General features: G+C 71.7%; 13 protein-coding genes, 1 tRNA gene and 1 pseudogene. 11 read left to right on the forward strand and 4 right to left on the reverse strand.

What is annotated here, in order from left to right:
* Positions 1-47: 47 nt before the first annotated feature.
* Positions 48-1,193 carry an iron uptake system protein EfeO gene (gene efeO, locus ACQPZA_RS03940; protein ID WP_433278450.1) on the forward strand — a complete coding sequence of 382 codons (1,146 nt, stop codon included), beginning with the start codon at positions 48-50 and terminating at the stop codon, positions 1,191-1,193.
* Between the two features lie 3 nt (positions 1,194-1,196).
* Positions 1,197-2,432 carry an iron uptake transporter deferrochelatase/peroxidase subunit gene (gene efeB / locus ACQPZA_RS03945; RefSeq protein ID WP_169396488.1) on the forward strand — a complete coding sequence of 412 codons (1,236 nt, stop codon included), beginning with the start codon at positions 1,197-1,199 and terminating at the stop codon, positions 2,430-2,432.
* Positions 2,433-2,443: 11 nt separating this feature from the next.
* Here the strand turns inward: efeB and ACQPZA_RS03950 are convergent, their stop codons facing one another.
* The gene (locus ACQPZA_RS03950) at positions 2,444-2,842 is read right to left on the reverse strand and encodes a tetratricopeptide repeat protein (protein ID WP_169396487.1); all 399 of its coding nucleotides are present in this window, start codon (positions 2,840-2,842) and stop codon (positions 2,444-2,446) included.
* 205 nt (positions 2,843-3,047) lie between these two features.
* On the opposite strand from ACQPZA_RS03950, the gene eno reads away from it, so the two are divergent.
* The 3 genes from eno (at position 3,048) to ACQPZA_RS03965 (ending at position 5,456) form a co-directional block, all read left to right on the forward strand.
* Entirely contained in the window at positions 3,048-4,343 is a 1,296-nt protein-coding gene (gene eno, locus ACQPZA_RS03955) for a phosphopyruvate hydratase (protein WP_433278453.1), read from the forward strand.
* A 64-nt stretch (positions 4,344-4,407) separates the two neighbouring features.
* The gene (locus tag ACQPZA_RS03960; RefSeq protein WP_433278455.1) at positions 4,408-4,929 is read left to right on the forward strand and encodes an FtsB family cell division protein; all 522 of its coding nucleotides are present in this window, start codon (positions 4,408-4,410) and stop codon (positions 4,927-4,929) included.
* Positions 4,926-5,456, forward strand: a complete 531-nt coding sequence (locus ACQPZA_RS03965; RefSeq protein ID WP_433278456.1) for a DUF501 domain-containing protein — start codon at positions 4,926-4,928, stop codon at positions 5,454-5,456. Before ACQPZA_RS03960 ends, ACQPZA_RS03965 begins: the two co-directional genes overlap by 4 nt.
* Positions 5,457-5,462: 6 nt before the next feature.
* Here the strand turns inward: ACQPZA_RS03965 and ACQPZA_RS03970 are convergent, their stop codons facing one another.
* Positions 5,463-7,121, reverse strand: a complete 1,659-nt coding sequence (locus ACQPZA_RS03970; RefSeq protein WP_433278458.1) for an acyl-CoA dehydrogenase family protein — start codon at positions 7,119-7,121, stop codon at positions 5,463-5,465.
* A gap of 144 nt (positions 7,122-7,265) precedes the next feature.
* On the opposite strand from ACQPZA_RS03970, the gene ACQPZA_RS03975 reads away from it, so the two are divergent.
* Positions 7,266-8,219, forward strand: a complete 954-nt coding sequence (locus ACQPZA_RS03975; RefSeq protein ID WP_433278460.1) for an exopolyphosphatase — start codon at positions 7,266-7,268, stop codon at positions 8,217-8,219.
* 13 nt (positions 8,220-8,232) lie between these two features.
* Here the strand turns inward: ACQPZA_RS03975 and ACQPZA_RS03980 are convergent, their stop codons facing one another.
* Positions 8,233-9,684, reverse strand: a complete 1,452-nt coding sequence (locus tag ACQPZA_RS03980) for a S10 family peptidase (RefSeq protein ID WP_433278462.1) — start codon at positions 9,682-9,684, stop codon at positions 8,233-8,235.
* 61 nt (positions 9,685-9,745) lie between these two features.
* On the opposite strand from ACQPZA_RS03980, the gene ACQPZA_RS03985 reads away from it, so the two are divergent.
* From ACQPZA_RS03985 to ACQPZA_RS03995, 3 genes are all read left to right on the forward strand, one after another.
* On the forward strand, positions 9,746-10,417 hold the full coding sequence (locus tag ACQPZA_RS03985; RefSeq protein WP_433278464.1) for a uracil-DNA glycosylase: 672 nt from the start codon (positions 9,746-9,748) through the stop codon (positions 10,415-10,417).
* Between the two features lie 29 nt (positions 10,418-10,446).
* A complete protein-coding gene (locus tag ACQPZA_RS03990) occupies positions 10,447-11,883 on the forward strand; it encodes an NAD(P)/FAD-dependent oxidoreductase (protein ID WP_169396482.1) in 1,437 nt (478 codons plus the stop codon).
* Positions 11,884-11,927: 44 nt separating this feature from the next.
* Positions 11,928-12,001 (forward strand) — tRNA-Leu (locus ACQPZA_RS03995).
* Positions 12,002-12,567: 566 nt separating this feature from the next.
* Here ACQPZA_RS03995 and ACQPZA_RS04000 read toward each other — a convergent pair.
* Positions 12,568-13,070, reverse strand: a pseudogene (locus ACQPZA_RS04000) (replication initiator).
* 740 nt (positions 13,071-13,810) lie between these two features.
* Here ACQPZA_RS04000 and ACQPZA_RS04005 point away from each other — a divergent pair.
* Together ACQPZA_RS04005 and ACQPZA_RS04010 are read left to right on the forward strand one after the other, a co-directional pair.
* A complete protein-coding gene (locus ACQPZA_RS04005) occupies positions 13,811-14,113 on the forward strand; it encodes a hypothetical protein (protein ID WP_433278466.1) in 303 nt (100 codons plus the stop codon).
* Between the two features lie 2 nt (positions 14,114-14,115).
* A complete protein-coding gene (locus tag ACQPZA_RS04010; RefSeq protein WP_433278468.1) occupies positions 14,116-14,619 on the forward strand; it encodes a hypothetical protein in 504 nt (167 codons plus the stop codon).
* The last annotated feature ends 169 nt before the right edge of the window (positions 14,620-14,788 follow it).

Below are 14,788 nucleotides of genomic sequence, written 5' to 3' on the forward strand. Positions count from 1 at the left end.
ACCTGGGCGCTCCCTGCTCGTCCCCCACGTTCAAGCGAAGGTTTGGTATGTCCTCCACATCGTTCCGTCCCCGCCTACCGGGAGCTGTACTCGCAGCGTTGTCGGTGGGCCTGCTGGCCGCGGCCTGCGGAGGATCCGGGGGTGGCGCCGCCGCCCCCGGCGGCCCGAACGCGGGGGTACAGGTCGCGCTGTCCGACGGCGGCTGCCGGCCGACGCCCGAGACGGTGGCGGCGGGCCCGGTGACCTTCACGGTCACCAACTCCGGCACGGCCAAGGTGACCGAGGCCGAGCTGCAGAGCAACGGCCGGATCCTCGGGGAGAAGGAGAACATCACCGAGGGCCTGAACGGCGACTTCTCCCTCCGCCTCGATGCCGGCTCGTACACCGTGTACTGCCCCGGCGCGGCGCAGGACACCTGGACGTTCACCGTGACGGGCGCGGCCGCGCCTCCGACGGCCCCCGCCGACACCTCGCTCACGAAGGCGACGCAGCAGTACCACGACTACGTCGTCTCCGAGGTCGCCGCGCTGGTGCCGGCGACGAAGGAGTTCGACGACGCGGTCCGGGCGGGCGACATCCCCAAGGCGAAGTCGCTCTACGCGCCTGCCCGCACGCACTACGAGAGCATCGAGCCGGTCGCCGAGAGCTTCGGCAACCTCGACCCCGACATCGACGCCAGGATCAACGACGTCGCCGACCCGACCAAGTGGACCGGGTTCCACCGGATCGAGAAGGCGCTCTGGGCCGACAACTCGCTGTCCGGGATGACACCCATCGCGAACAAGCTCGACGCCGACGTCGCCACGCTGCAGAAGAACGTCGCGACCGCCACCTACCAGCCCGCGCAGCTGGCCAACGGCGCCAGCGACCTGCTCGACGAGGTCTCCACGTCGAAGGTCACCGGCGAGGAGGACCGCTACTCGCACACCGACCTCTGGGACTTCGCGGCCAACATCGCAGGCGCCCGCAAGGCCTTCGAGCTGCTCCAGCCCGCGCTGACGGCGAAGGACCCCCAGCTCGCGCAGCAGCTCGAGGCGCGCTTCACCGACGTCACCTCCGGCCTCGCGAAGTACCGGCAGGGCAACGGCTACGTCGACTACAGCACCGTCCCGCCCGACCAGCGGCGCCAGCTCGCCGACGCGGTCAACGCATTGGCCGAGCCGCTGTCGCAGGTGGCCGGAAAGGTGGTCTGAGGCATGGCTGAACTGTCCCGGCGCCGCTTCCTCGGCAGTCTTGCCGGTGCGGGAGTGGCGGGTGCCGGTCTCGCCGTCGCGGGCACGTCGATCGCCGCAGCGGCGCCCGCGGCGCCTGCGGCACCCGTGGTGGCCTTCCAGGGCGAGCACCAGGCCGGCATCAGCACCGACGTCCAGAATCAGCTCGCGTTCGCGGCGTTCGACGTCACCACCCCCGACCGCGACGACCTGGTCTCGATGCTGCAGAGCTGGACGACGGCGGCCGCGGCGATGGCCCAGGGCGCGCCCGTGCCGGGCAGCTCGGCGACGCCCGATGTCCCCCCCGCCGACTCCGGCGAGGCCGACGGGCTGACGCCGTCCCGGCTGACCATGACGATCGGGTTCGGGCCGTCGATGTTCGACGACCGGTTCGGGCTCGCCTCCCGGCGTCCCGCGGCGCTGCAGCCGTTGCCCGCGCTGCCGGGCGAGCTGCTCGACGGCTCCAGGAGCAACGGGGACATCGCCGTGCAGGCGTGTGCCGACGACCCGCAGGTGGCGTTCCACGCGATCCGCAGCCTGGCCAGGCTCGGCCGCGGCACCGTGGTCAACCGGTGGACCCAGCTCGGCTTCGGCCGCACCTCCACGACCGGCGCGGGCCAGTCCACGCCGCGCAACCTGATGGGGTTCAAGGACGGCACCCGCAACATCCGGGGCGACGACACCGCCGCGCTCGACCAGCACGTGTGGGTCGGCAACGGGGCGGACCAGGCGTGGATGCGCGGTGGCACCTACCTCGTGGCCCGGCGCATCCGGATGTTCGTCGAGAACTGGGACCGCGACTACCTGTCCGACCAGCAGGAGGTGTTCGGACGCACGAAGTCGGCCGGGGCCCCGCTCACCGGCACCGCCGAGTTCGACACCCCCGACTTCGGCGCGACCGGCCCCGACGGCACCCCCGTGATCGCCGACAACGCCCACATCCGGCTCGCCGCGTTCGAGAACAACAACGGCCTGCGGATCCTGCGCCGCGGGTACTCGTTCAACGACGGGATCGACCCCACCACGGGCGATCTCGAAGCGGGCCTGTTCTTCATCAGCTTCCAGTCCGACCCGGCGACGTTCGTGACGCTGCAGCGCAAGCTCGGGTCGAGCGACGCGCTCAACGAGTACATCCAGCACGTCGCGTCGGGCCTGTTCGCGTGCCCGCCCGGCGTGACGCGCAACGGGGACTACTGGGGCAGCGGACTGTTCGAGGCGTGAGCCGGCTCGGGTCAGGCCGGTTCCGCGCCCTCCACCGCGATGCGGGCCAGCACCTCTCCCAGCGCCTCCTGGTACTCCGGGCGCGGGTCCATGGCCGCCGCCATCTTGAGCTGGGCCTGCGCCTCGGCGAGCCGTCCCTGCCGGTGCAGCGCCTTGCCGAGCGCGAAGCGCGCGTAGTGGTCGGACGGATCCAGGTCGAGCACGCGGGCGAAGGCCTCCTCGGCGCGGTGCAGCTGGGCCGAGTTGAGGTAGGCGCGCCCGGCGAGGAGCTGGACGGACACGTCGTTGGGCTGGCTCTCGAGCACGGGGCCGAGCGCCTGCAGCGCGTCGAGCGGACGGCTCCTGGCGATCAACATCTCTGCCCGGCGGAACTGTTCGAACAGGCCGTCGGACGCGGGCTGGCTCGTCATGGTCGTCCCTACGTTAGGTGGACGGGACGCGATCTGCGAGGGGTTGACACGGGTCGTGGCGGCAAACTATCGAGGACCCGGGCGACCGGTGGCGAGTTCCTGCGCCGGTGGAGAAGGGGCGGCGACTACGCTGAGCCACCGGACACGGCGCCCAGCCCCGGCTGAGCGCGAACTGGCGTCATAACGAGCCCGGACGGGAGCACTGGTGGCGGTCATCGAGCAGGTCGGCGCGCGGGAGATCCTCGACTCGCGGGGCAACCCGACGGTGGAGGTCGAGGTCGCGCTGGACGACGGGACGCTGGCGCGCGCCGCCGTTCCGTCGGGCGCGTCCACGGGTGAGCACGAGGCGGTGGAGCTGCGCGACGGCGACCCGCTGCGCTTCGGCGGCAAGGGTGTCGAGAAGGCCGTCGCGGCGGTGCTCGACGAGATCGGGCCGGAGCTCACCGGCATGGAGGCCATCGACCAGCGCCTCGTCGACCAGCGCCTGGTCGACCTCGACGGCACGCCGGACAAGTCCCGCCTCGGGGCCAACGCACTGCTCGGGGTGTCCCTCGCCGTGGCGAAGGCCGCGGCGGAGTCGTCGGGTCTCGAGCTGTTCCGCTATGTCGGCGGCCCGAACGCCCACGTGCTCCCGGTGCCGATGATGAACATCATCAACGGTGGCGCCCACGCCGACAGCTCCGTCGACGTGCAGGAGTTCATGATCGCGCCGGTCGGCGCCGACTCGTTCCGCGAGGCAGTGCGCTGGGGCGCGGAGGTCTACCAGGCGCTCAAGTCGGTGCTGAAGGGCAAGGGCCTGGCCACCGGTCTGGGCGACGAGGGCGGCTTCGCGCCCGACCTGCCCGGCACCCGTGCGGCGCTGGACCTCATCGCCGAAGCGGTGGAGAAGACGGGCTACACGCTCGGCCGGGACATCGCGCTCGCCCTCGACGTGGCGGCCACCGAGTTCCACAGCGAGGGCGTCTACTCCTACGAGGGCCGGAAGCTGTCCTCACAGGAGCTTTCCGCCGTCTACTCCGAACTGGTCGACGCCTATCCGCTGGTGTCCATCGAGGACCCGCTGTCGGAGGACGACTGGGACGGGTGGGTGGCGCTCACCGAGGCTCTCGGCGACAAGGTCCAGCTCGTGGGCGACGACCTGTTCGTCACCAACCCGGAGCGGCTCGACGAGGGCATCAGCCGCCGCGCGGCCAACGCGCTGCTGGTGAAGGTCAACCAGATCGGCACGCTGTCGGAGACCCTCGACGCCGTCACGCTCGCGCACTCCTCGGGCTACCGCTGCATGATGAGCCACCGTTCGGGCGAGACCGAGGACGTCACCATCGCCGACCTGGCCGTCGCCACCGGATGCGGGCAGATCAAGTCCGGGGCCCCGGCGCGCTCGGAGCGCGTGGCGAAGTACAACCAGCTGCTGCGCATCGAGGAGGCACTGGGCGACGCCGCCCGCTACGCCGGCGACCTCGCCTTCCCCCGGTTCACGGTGGCGGAGTCAGGAGCCTGACGTGCCAGCTGGTCGCCCCCTTCCCGTGCGCGAGTCGCTCGCGCGCGGGGCCTGAGGCGGCGTGGTGGCAGAGGAACGGACCAGGGTCCGGGGCGAGCGGACGCCCCGGACGCCACCGGCGCCACGCCGGTCGGGCACCGGGGCGTCGCGCCGCCGGAGCCGCGAGCCGAAGCTCAACCGGCTGACCCGCACGCGCGGTGTCGTGGCCGCCACCACCGGGATGCTCGGGGTGTCCTCCACGCGGCGCGCCGCCGTGCTGGCCCTGGTGATCTGTGCGCTGGCGCTCACCGTGTCGGTCCCGCTGCGCAACTACGTGGCCCAGCGCCAGGAGCTGGCTGCGGTCTCGAAGCAGCAGCAGGCGCTCGCCGCGGAGGTCGACGAGCTCACCAGGCAGCGGGCGCGCCTGTCGGACCCGGCCGAGGTCGAGGCACAGGCCAGGACCAGGCTCGGCTACGTCACCCCGGGAGAGGTGCCCTACGTCGTGCAGCTCCCGACCGGGCCGGACGACGACGGGTCGGGGGCCGACGACGGCGGCGAGCCGTGGTACCGGAACCTGTGGCGCGAGACCTTGGAGGGCTCCCGATGACGCCGAGTCCGGAGACGCGCGGAATCAGCCCCGGAATCGACACCGCCGACGCGGCCGCGGTGGCCGCGCAGCTGGGCCGCGCCCCCCGCGCCGTCCGCGGGGTGGCCCACCGCTGCCCCTGCGGGCTCCCGTCGGTGGTGCAGACCGCTCCCCGCCTGGAGGACGGCACCCCGTTCCCCACGCTGTACTACCTGACGTGCTCCCGGCTGAACTCCCGGATCGGCGGCCTCGAGGCCGACGGCCGGATGCGCGAGATGACCGAGCGGCTGGCCGATGACCCCGAGCTCGCCGCGGCCTACCAGCGCGCCCACGACGCCTACCTCGCCGAACGGGACGCGATCGAGCCGCTGGGCACGGACGTCAGCGCGGGCGGCATGCCGAGCCGGGTGAAGTGCCTGCACGTGTGCGTCGCGCACGCACTGGCTGCCGGTCCCGGCGTCAACCCGTTCGGCGACGAGGCGCTCGCGGAGCTGGGCGAGTGGTGGCACGCGGGCCCCTGCGCCCGGCCGCAGGCCACCGACGGCTGAGCCGCCTCAGCGGGGGGTGACCCGCTCCAGGAGGGCCGCCGCGGGCACGTCGGGCGGCAGGGTGCCCGCCGTGCGCCACGGACCGTCGGAGCCGAAGCGCGAGGCGACGAACGCCGACGAGACCTCGTCGGGCGCGTACCGCAGCAGGAGTGCTCCCTGCAGGCACAGGGCGAGCAGCTCGGCGAGGCGCCGGGCCCGTCGCTCGTCGCGCCCCTGCAGCTCGGAGCGCAGCTCCCGGACGCCGCGGTCGAAGCGGGTGTCGGCTCCTGCGGCCGCGTCCACCTCCGCCAGCACCGCGTCCACGGAGCCGGGGGAACGGGTCACGGCGCGCAGCACGTCGAGCGCGGTGACGTTGCCCGAGCCCTCCCAGATCGAGTTGAGCGGGGCCTCCCGGTAGAGCCGCGGCAGCGCCGACTCCTCGACGTAGCCGTTGCCGCCGAGGCACTCCAGCGCCTCGGCCACCACGGCTGGCGCCCGCTTGCACACCAGGTACTTCGACGCCGGGAGCGCGAGCCGGAGCAGGGAGCGCTCACCACGGTCGACGGCGCCGGCGAGCCGCAGGGCGAGCGCGGTGGCGGCCTCGGACTCCAGCGCGAGGTCCGCGACCACGGCCTGCATCAGCGGGGCGTCGGCGAGCCGGGACCCGAACGCGCTGCGGTGGGCCACGTGGTGCGCCGCCTCCGTCAGGGCGGCCCGGGTGAGGGCGGCGGAGCCGAGCACGCAGTCGAGGCGGGTCATCGAGACCATGTCGATGATCGTGGCGACGCCCCGTCCCTCGTCGCCGAGGCGCCAGCCCGTCGCTCCGGTGTACTCGATCTCGGCCGAGGCGTTGGACCGGTTGCCGAGCTTGTCCTTGAGCCGCTGGAGCCGGATCGCGTTGCGGGTGCCGTCGGGGAGCACGCGGGGCAGCACGAAGCAGGTGAGCCCGCCGGGGGCCTGGGCGAGCGTGAGGAACAGGTCGTTCATCGGTGCGGAGGTGAACCACTTGTGGCCGACGAGGCGGTAGGTCCCGTCCGGCGCGGGCGTGGCCGCCGTGGTGCCCGCGCGGACGTCGGAGCCGCCCTGCTTCTCGGTCATGGACATGCCGGCCAGCAGCCCCGCCTTCGTCCCGGGCTCGGCGAGCCCGAACTCGTACGACGTGGAGAGCAGGCCCGGCTCGTACACCGCCGCGAGCGCGGGGTCGTGGCGCAGCGCGGGGACCGCGGCGTAGGTCATCGAGACCGGGCAGCCGTGCCCGGACTCGAGCTGGCTCATCAGGTAGAAGCCGGCCGCCCGCCGCACGTGGGCGCCCGTGCCGGGCTCCGCGGCCCACGGGGTGGCGTGCAACCCCGCCCCGACCGCGGTGCGGAGCAGCCAGTGCCACGACGGGTGGAACTCCACCTCGTCGATCCGGTGGCCGTACCGGTCGTGGGTGCGCAGCACGGGCTCGTGCACGTTGGCCAGCCGCGCGTTGTCCTGCGCCTCCGGCGAGGTGATCAGCGCGCCCAGCCGTCCGAGGTCCGGCAGTGCGTCCTGCGCACCCTCCCGGCCGACGGCGTCGATGAGGGCGGGATCGCAGGCCAGCGGGTCGTGACCGGCCAGGGGAGGCGGCTGGTTCGAGACGCGGTGAGTCTCGCTGCCGACGGCCCCGACGAACGGCGCAAAGGCACTCAACTGGTCGACCACGACCCGAGGCTAGCCGGGGGGCCACCCCGGAGGTTCAGGAAAGCCACTTTCAGGCCCTCTGCGGGCAGCAAAGTGGCTTTCCTGAACTCCCGGCACCCGCCCGCGTACGGTTGGCGCATTCCCCGATCCGACCTTGGAGGGTGCATGTCGCGCGTGGCCGCCATCGACTGCGGGACGAACTCGATCCGCCTGCTCGTCGCCGACATCACGACCGGTGAGGACGGCGCCACCGAGCAGCGCGACGTGCACCGCGAGATGCGGATCGTCCGGCTCGGGCAGGGCGTCGACGCCACCGGGGAGTTCGCTCCCGAGGCGCTGGAGCGCACCCACGCGGCGCTGGTCGACTACGCGGAGGTGGTGCGCCGCGAGGGCGCCGAGCGGGTGCGGATGGTCGCCACCAGCGCATCGCGCGACGCCCGCAACCGCGAGGCGTTCTTCGCGATGGTCCGCGACACGCTCGGCGTCGAGGCCGAGGTGATCTCGGGCGACGAGGAGGCGAACCTGTCGTTCGTCGGGGCGGTGGGTGACCTCGATCCCGGCGACGGCCCGTTCGTCGTGGTCGACGTGGGCGGCGGCTCCACCGAGCTCGTCGTCGGCACGCTGGAGGACGGGAAGGCCACCGTGCAGGCCGCCCGCTCGGTCGACGTGGGGAGCGTGCGCCTCACCGAGCGGTGCCTGCAGGGCGACCCGCCGTCCGAGGACGAGGTGGCGGAGGCCCGCCGGGTGACCACCGGCATCCTCGACGAGGCGTTCGCCGCCGTGCCGGTGGAGGGCGTGCGCACGTGGGTCGGTGTCGCGGGCACCGTCACCACGCTGTCGGCCGTGGCGCTCCGCCTGGAGGAGTACGACCCCGAGGCGGTGCACCACTCCCGGCTCGCGACCGAAGACCTGCACCGGGTGGCCGCCGAGCTGCTGGGCATGTCCCGCGAGGAGCGCAAGGCCCACCGTGCCATCCACCCCGGCCGGATCGACGTGATCGGCGCCGGGGCCCTCATCGTCGACGCGCTGGCCCGTGAGCTCGCCGACCGCGCCGGTGTCACCGAGCTCGTGGTGAGCGAGCACGACATCCTCGACGGGATCGCGCGCTCGATCGCCTGATCCCCGCCGCGCGCTACCGGTTCTCCGTCACGAACGCCGCCAGGTCGGCCGACTGGGCCAGCCTCGAGGGCTCGTGCACGTACATCATGTGGCCGGCCTCGTAGTACCGGACCTCGATGCGGTCCCGCAGCTCATCGGGGATCGGCAGCTGGGCGAGCACCTGCTCGGCAGCGGCGTACGGGGTGGCGCCGTCGTGGTAGCCGCAGGCCACGTGCACGCGCAGGTGGGGGTTGGCGCGCATGGCCGCGGAGAGCTTCCCGACGACCGACACCCCGCGGCCCTCGAACTCCTTGTACGACCACGGCTGCACCCGTCCGCTCAGCACCTCGTAGGGCAGGTCGCTGGCGTAGCCGAGGCTGCTGCGGACGTGCGAGTTGAGCGCCGCCGTGTACGGCCCGGTGATCGCGGCGATGGACGGGTCGTAGCTGGGCCGCTCGCCGCCGCCGTCGTCCTCCCAGCCGGTGAACCGGCCGTCGATGCGGCCCACGGTGCGGCCCGAGGTGCGCAGCAGCTCCCGGAAGAACCGGTGGTGCTCGATCCGCAGCCGCACGCGGCGCACGTAGCCCTCGTCGAGACCGGTCAGCGTGGCGAGTCTCCCCGCCACCCGGTCGAGGTCCTCCGCGGGGAGCCGGGCGCCACTGGCGAGCGCCGCCGGGTACTCACCCGCGGCGAACTCCTCGGCGTCGGCGAGCACCTCCCGAAGCTCACGTCCCGGGTGCAGTCCGTGGTGGTGGGCGATCGCCGCGTAGGTGGGCAGGAAGAGCGGGAAGGGCCGGTCGTTGCCCTCGGTGAAGCGGATCGACCCCATGTCCAGCACGCTGGAGATCAGCATCAGGCCGTTGAGGTACATGCCGTGCCGGTCCTGCAGGTGCTGGGCGAGCGCGGCGGCGCGCAGCGTGCCGTAGGACTCCCCGGCGAGGTACTTCGGCGAGAGCCACCGCTCGTTGCGGGTGACCCACAGCCGGACCACCTCCCCGATCGTCTCGACGTCGGAGGCGTAGCCGTGGAAGTCCTCCGGCTTGCCGCCGGTGACCGCGCGGGAGTAGCCGGTGGAGACGGGGTCGACGAAGACGAGGTCGGAGTGCGCGAGCAGCGACTCCTGGTTGTCGGTGAGGCCCCACGGGGGTGGGGTGAGCGCGCCCGCGTCACCCATCACGACGCGCCGCGGCCCCAACAGCCCGAGGTGCAGCCACACGCTGGACGACCCGGGGCCGCCGTTGAAGGCGATCGTGACGGGGCGGGTGGCCGGGTCGGCGCCGTCGAGGGTGTAGGTGACGACGAAGACCTCGGCGTGCGGTTCGTGCCCGTCGAACCGGCCGTCGGTGTGCTTCTCGTGACGCAGCACGATCCGCCCGGCGGTCGCCGTGTAGACCAGCTCACCCGCAGGCGTGCGTAACGTGTGGGACGTGGTGACGAGGTCGTCGACGGGCGGTGCGGGCTTCTCCGGTGCGCTCTCCTCGGACACGTTTCCGACCCTAGATCACCTCGACGCGGCGCTGGTCGACTGCCGGGCCTGCCCCCGGCTGGTGGCCTGGCGGGAGCTCGTGGCCAGGGAGAAGCGCGCCGCGTACCGCGACGAGGAGTACTGGGGCCGTCCGGTGCCCGGGCTCGGTCCCGCGGACGCATCGCTGCTGGTGGTGGGGCTCGCGCCGGCCGCCCACGGCGGCAACCGCACCGGCCGCATGTTCACCGGCGACCGGTCCGGCGACGTCCTGTTCGCGGCCCTGCACGCGGTCGGGCTCGCGAACCAGCCGACGGCCGTGCATCGCGGTGACGGCCTCGAGCTGTTCCACACCCGGATCACCGCACCGGTGCACTGCGCGCCGCCGGACAACAAGCCGACCCCGGCCGAGCGCGACACCTGCGGCGCGTGGCTGCGTGCCGAGCTGGCGCTGCTGCGCCCGCGCGCGGCGGTGGTGCTGGGGGCGTTCGGGTGGCAGGCGTTGCTGCCGGTACTGGCCGGGGCCGGCTGGCAGGTGCCGCGTCCGCGGCCGCGGTTCGGGCACGGGGTCCACGTCGAGCTGGCGGGCGAGCGGGGGCCGCTGCACCTGTTCGGCAGCTACCACGTCAGCCAGCAGAACACGTTCACCGGCAAGCTCACTCCGGCCATGCTGGAGGACGTGCTGCGGCGCGCCGCACACGCTGCAGGTATTACGTTTGAGGGTGGGTTGCCCTCGTCACGCGCACTCGGGCGGTAAAGGCGCCGTGAGAGTGGGAGCATGGGCTCATGGCGCGCAACACGAGGATCGTCGTGGTAGGCGGCGGCTACGTCGGCATGTACACAGCCCTGCGGCTGCAGAAGAAGCTGCGCCGGGGGGAAGCCGAAGTGACGGTGATCGACCCGCAGTCACACATGACGTACCAGCCGTTCCTGCCCGAAGCCTCGGCCGGATCCATCGAGCCGAGGCACGTCGTGGTGCCGCTGCGCAAGGTGCTGAGGAAGTGTCACCACCTCACCGGCCGAGTCACCCGCATCAACCACGCAACGCGTGAGGTCACCGCCGAGCTTGCCGCAGGCAACATGACCACGGTCGGCTACGACGTCCTGGTCGTGGCCCCCGGCTCGGTGGCCCGCACGCTCCCGGTCCCGGGTCTGGCCGATGTCGGCATCGCGTTCAAGACCGTCGGTGAGGCCATCTACCTGCGCAACCACGTGCTGTCCCGGCTCGACGCCGCGGCCACCACGCTCGACCCGCAGCTACGCGAGCGCTTCCTCACGTTCCTGGTGGTGGGCGGCGGCTACGCCGGCATCGAGGCCCTCGCCGAGCTGCAGGACATGGCCCGCTACGCCACCCGCTACTACGAGAACATCACGCCGGAGGACCTGCGCTGGGTTCTCGTCGAAGCCGCCAACCGGATCATGCCCGAGGTAGGGCCCAAGATGGGTCGCTACACGGTGGAGCGCCTGCTCGAGGCCGGTATCCAGGTCAACCTCGACACCCGCGTCAAGTCGATGGTGGACGGCCACGTCGTCCTCGACGACGGCAACGAGTTCGACGCCGACACGATCGTCTGGACCGCGGGCGTCAAGCCCAACCCCATGCTCGAGCACACCGACCTGCCGCGCGACAACCGCGGCCGTATCGAGTGCACGGCCATGCTCCAGGTCGTCGGCATGCCCGAGGTGTTCAGCGCCGGCGACTGCGCCTCGGTCCCCGACCTGTCGAAGGACGACCCGGAGGCCAAGACCAGCCCGTCGGCGCAGCACGCGGTGCGGCAGGCCAAGGTGCTCGCCGACAACATCGTGGCCCACCTGCGGGGGCGTCAGCTCACGCCGTACAAGCACAGCTACGCCGGTTCGGTGGCGAGCCTCGGGCTGTACAAGGGCGTTGCGGAGATCTACGGCATCAAGCTGCGCGGAATCGTCGCCTGGTTCATGCACCGCACCTACCACGTGAGCCGGATGCCCACCTGGAACCGGCGCGTCCGCATCGTCCTCGACTGGACCGGCGCCTTGTTCCTGGGCCGGGAGGTCGTGGCCCTGGGCCAGATCAACGACCCGAAGGCGGAGTTCGACCGCGTCGCCCGCGACCCGTCCTCACTGCCCGCCGCACCCGCCCCGCCGGCCCCGCCCGCAGCGCGGCCCGGTGCGGAACAGGCAGGCGCTCCCCCCGGCCCCGGCCAGGGGGAGGAGGCCGTCTCACCCGGCCTCCGGGGCGCGTGACCGGGTACGTGCCCACAGGGGTCTGATCCGTACGCTGGGCGTGCGCCCCCGTAGCCCAACCGGCAGAGGCAGGCCCCTTAAAAGGGTTCCAGTGTGGGTTCGAATCCCACCGGGGGCACCTCGCCTCGACTCGCAGAACCGCCCGCTGACCAGCAGTGACACAGTCAGCGGGCGGTTCTGTGTTGTCCGGCTGTGTGCGGGCGACTCGCCCCAGCCCTCAGCCGGCAGAGCGAGGTTCGACTTCCGCAGCTCAAAATCCGGTGGGCGGCCACGAGTCCCGACAATGAGGGAAATGTGGCGTTCGTGAGGGCCCGTGCGGTGTTCCGCCGCGAGTTCGGCGCCAGGTGCGGCCACTTCATTGCCACGTACTCGCGGGCGAACACCAGCCAGTTGACCTGGCGCTCGGCACGCTCCATCGACGCCGGCCGCCCAGTCTCCACGACGAACCCTCACCACGCCGAGAGGCCCGCAGCAGGTCCGAGCGGAAAGCGTCGGCCAGGGCCGCAGTGCGAAACGGTTCTCGCCAGCGACGGCCGGCCACCGACCAGCGGACGGTGTGGGATGTCGCCTTAGTCCCCTCATAGACGTCGACCTTGAACACCCGCACGTCGTAGCTGGTCTCCATCAGGCCGCGTCCTCGTGCGCGTCGAGCCACCGGTCAAGCTCCGCCCGCCGTTCTGCAGGTCACCGTTCGGGAGCTTGATGCACCGCGGCGCCCCTTCTTCGCCCGCCACTCGTAGAACGTCGACCGTCATCGACGGCGTAGCCGGGCCGGACTCCGGCGCGCTGGAGCAGTTGCCGAACGAACGCGGAGCGCCCGGCGCGGTGGTCGTCGAGGGTCTTGCCCGACCACTTGCGGGAGACGAGGACGCGGCGTCCGGCGATGCCGAGGTGCTCAGGCTTGTGGGCCTTGCCCTTGCACTGGCCGGGGATGGTGGCGAGCCGGGCGCCCTTGGGTTGGATCCCGTAGAGCAACCATACCCAGCAGCGCGGCGAGCAGGGTGTCTTGCGGAGTTCGCGACGAGCCGGTCCCGGTGGCGGCGTTGCCGGTCGGTGGCGTCGTCGGCGAGGCCGGCGGCGTGGGCGACGTCCTTTGTGAGGTACTTGGTCAGGTACCCGACATGGCGCCCAGCTTCCTCGGGACCGCCGAGGGTGCCCTTGACATGCACCTGGCCCCCGAACGTCATTACGTGCGCAGGCGCGGTCAGGTCCTCACACGCGTCGTCGCACGCTCCGCACTTCCACGCCGCCCTCGCGGAACAGGTAGCCGACGCCGGGTCGCTCGGGATCACCAAAGGCCGGGTGATCCAGATCCGCAGCTGGGCGCCGGCCCGCGAACGCGCGTTCTTCGGCGTCGGCCCCGTCCGCGTGGGCGTGCCGCTGCGCGAGGGCAGCGACGATCGGATGCGCAGCTACGTCGGATGCCGCCGACCTGGCGACCCAGTATGCCGCCGACACCCTGCTTGGCACCGTCGCCCTGACCGCGGAGCCGTTCACGATCCCGCCCAGCACTACGACCGTGCCCGGGGGCGACGCAGTGGTGATCTGGGGTCCCAAGTCCGCCCCCATCGGTGCCGAGCTGCTCGACACAGACCCCGGTTAGGTATGGTCGGGCGGACGAACGATGGTGGATCGCGGACAAGACGACGGGGGAGCGGTTTGGGTCTCCGATGTCCGTGCAATCCCCCGGTGATGCGGACCTCGGCTACTTATTCTGGCGGGTGGACGGCGACCGCATGATAGTGCACATTGCTGGCATTCACAGCCCCGGATCACGTGGAGTCGTGCACTACCTCGCCCACCATCTCGCCGAGCTGCATGGCCGGACCGATAACACCTCGTTCAGCCTGGTCGTGCGCTGCACCACTCGACGGACTCACCGTCGTGGGCAGCGCGCTGCTCGCCGGCCGATACCGCTGGTGATCTGATGAAGGTCCACACCGCGACTCTCGCCGGTGGCGGCAGCAATGCCGACCGTGTGTTCGTCACCGATAACGCCGTGATCATGCTGGACGGCGCGACGGCGTTTGAGCCCGTCGACATCGACCCCGGTACTTGCGCCGAGATTCTTGGATCCGTCATCGCCGATCAGCTTGACCAACATTCGAAGGTAGACCCTGCGGGGGTCGTGGCCGCAGCCATCAGCCGCACCGCCAAACAACTCCGACTGACACCCGGCAGGTCTCCATCCAGCACCGATGCATCCTGCGCGTCCGAAACGATGCCGTAGACATGTACGCGCTCGGACACAGCCCGATCTACTACGCCCGGCCGGGGCCGATCCACCGCCTTACCGACGATCGCCCGGCAAAGGTTGCTCAGTCTGAACGCGAGCACTACACCACCCGCCTCCGCGCAGGCCACGGCTACGACGACGAGCACTCGGCCGCAATGGCCACGTTGCAGCGCGCCCAACGATCGTTCCGCAACACCGGCGGTGGCTACTGGGTAGCCGAGGCTGACCCGATCGCAGCCCGTCATGGCATGACTGCCACCGTGCCACGCGATGCGATCGCATGGGCAGTACTCGCCACCGATGGCGTCGCCGAGTTCATTGATCAAGCAAGCCGCGGCGAGGACTGGCCCGCTCTCGCGCAGCTAAACTCCGACCAGCTCGCACAAGTCCTCGTGCGCATCCACGACTGGGAAGCCAACTCAGATCCGGACGCGCGGATCCAACCACGCGCCAAGCGGCACGACGGCAAGACCATCGTGGCGATTCCTCTGGTCAAGTAGGCAGGTGCCGGTGCCGCCGACGGGTTCAGAGCTTCGGTTCCTGATCAAGCGATCCCTCCGACGCCAGCCGTGCAGGCCTGCGGCTACCGCCTGGTCCCCGTGCAGCACTTCACTAAGCGACGTGTTTGACCGCCAATTAAAGTTCGATCTACCAAACCAGCAGAAGGGC

The sequence above is a fragment of the Pseudonocardia xinjiangensis genome (genome assembly GCF_050948425.1).
GTDB classification, from domain to species: Bacteria; Actinomycetota; Actinomycetes; order Mycobacteriales; family Pseudonocardiaceae; genus Pseudonocardia; species Pseudonocardia xinjiangensis.

What these genes read in the sequence shown, in the direction of transcription:
- ACQPZA_RS04005 (WP_433278466.1), top strand. Translation starts at nt 13,811, where the DNA reads ATGAAGGTCCACACCGCGACTCTCGCCGGTGGCGGCAGCAATGCCGAC.
- ACQPZA_RS03950 (WP_169396487.1), bottom strand. Translation starts at nt 2,842, where the DNA reads ATGACGAGCCAGCCCGCGTCCGACGGCCTGTTCGAACAGTTCCGCCGG.
- efeB (WP_169396488.1), top strand. Translation starts at nt 1,197, where the DNA reads ATGGCTGAACTGTCCCGGCGCCGCTTCCTCGGCAGTCTTGCCGGTGCG.
- ACQPZA_RS03990 (WP_169396482.1), top strand. Translation starts at nt 10,447, where the DNA reads ATGGCGCGCAACACGAGGATCGTCGTGGTAGGCGGCGGCTACGTCGGC.
- efeO (WP_433278450.1), top strand. Translation starts at nt 48, where the DNA reads ATGTCCTCCACATCGTTCCGTCCCCGCCTACCGGGAGCTGTACTCGCA.
- ACQPZA_RS03975 (WP_433278460.1), top strand. Translation starts at nt 7,266, where the DNA reads ATGTCGCGCGTGGCCGCCATCGACTGCGGGACGAACTCGATCCGCCTG.
- ACQPZA_RS03965 (WP_433278456.1), top strand. Translation starts at nt 4,926, where the DNA reads ATGACGCCGAGTCCGGAGACGCGCGGAATCAGCCCCGGAATCGACACC.
- ACQPZA_RS04010 (WP_433278468.1), top strand. Translation starts at nt 14,116, where the DNA reads ATGTACGCGCTCGGACACAGCCCGATCTACTACGCCCGGCCGGGGCCG.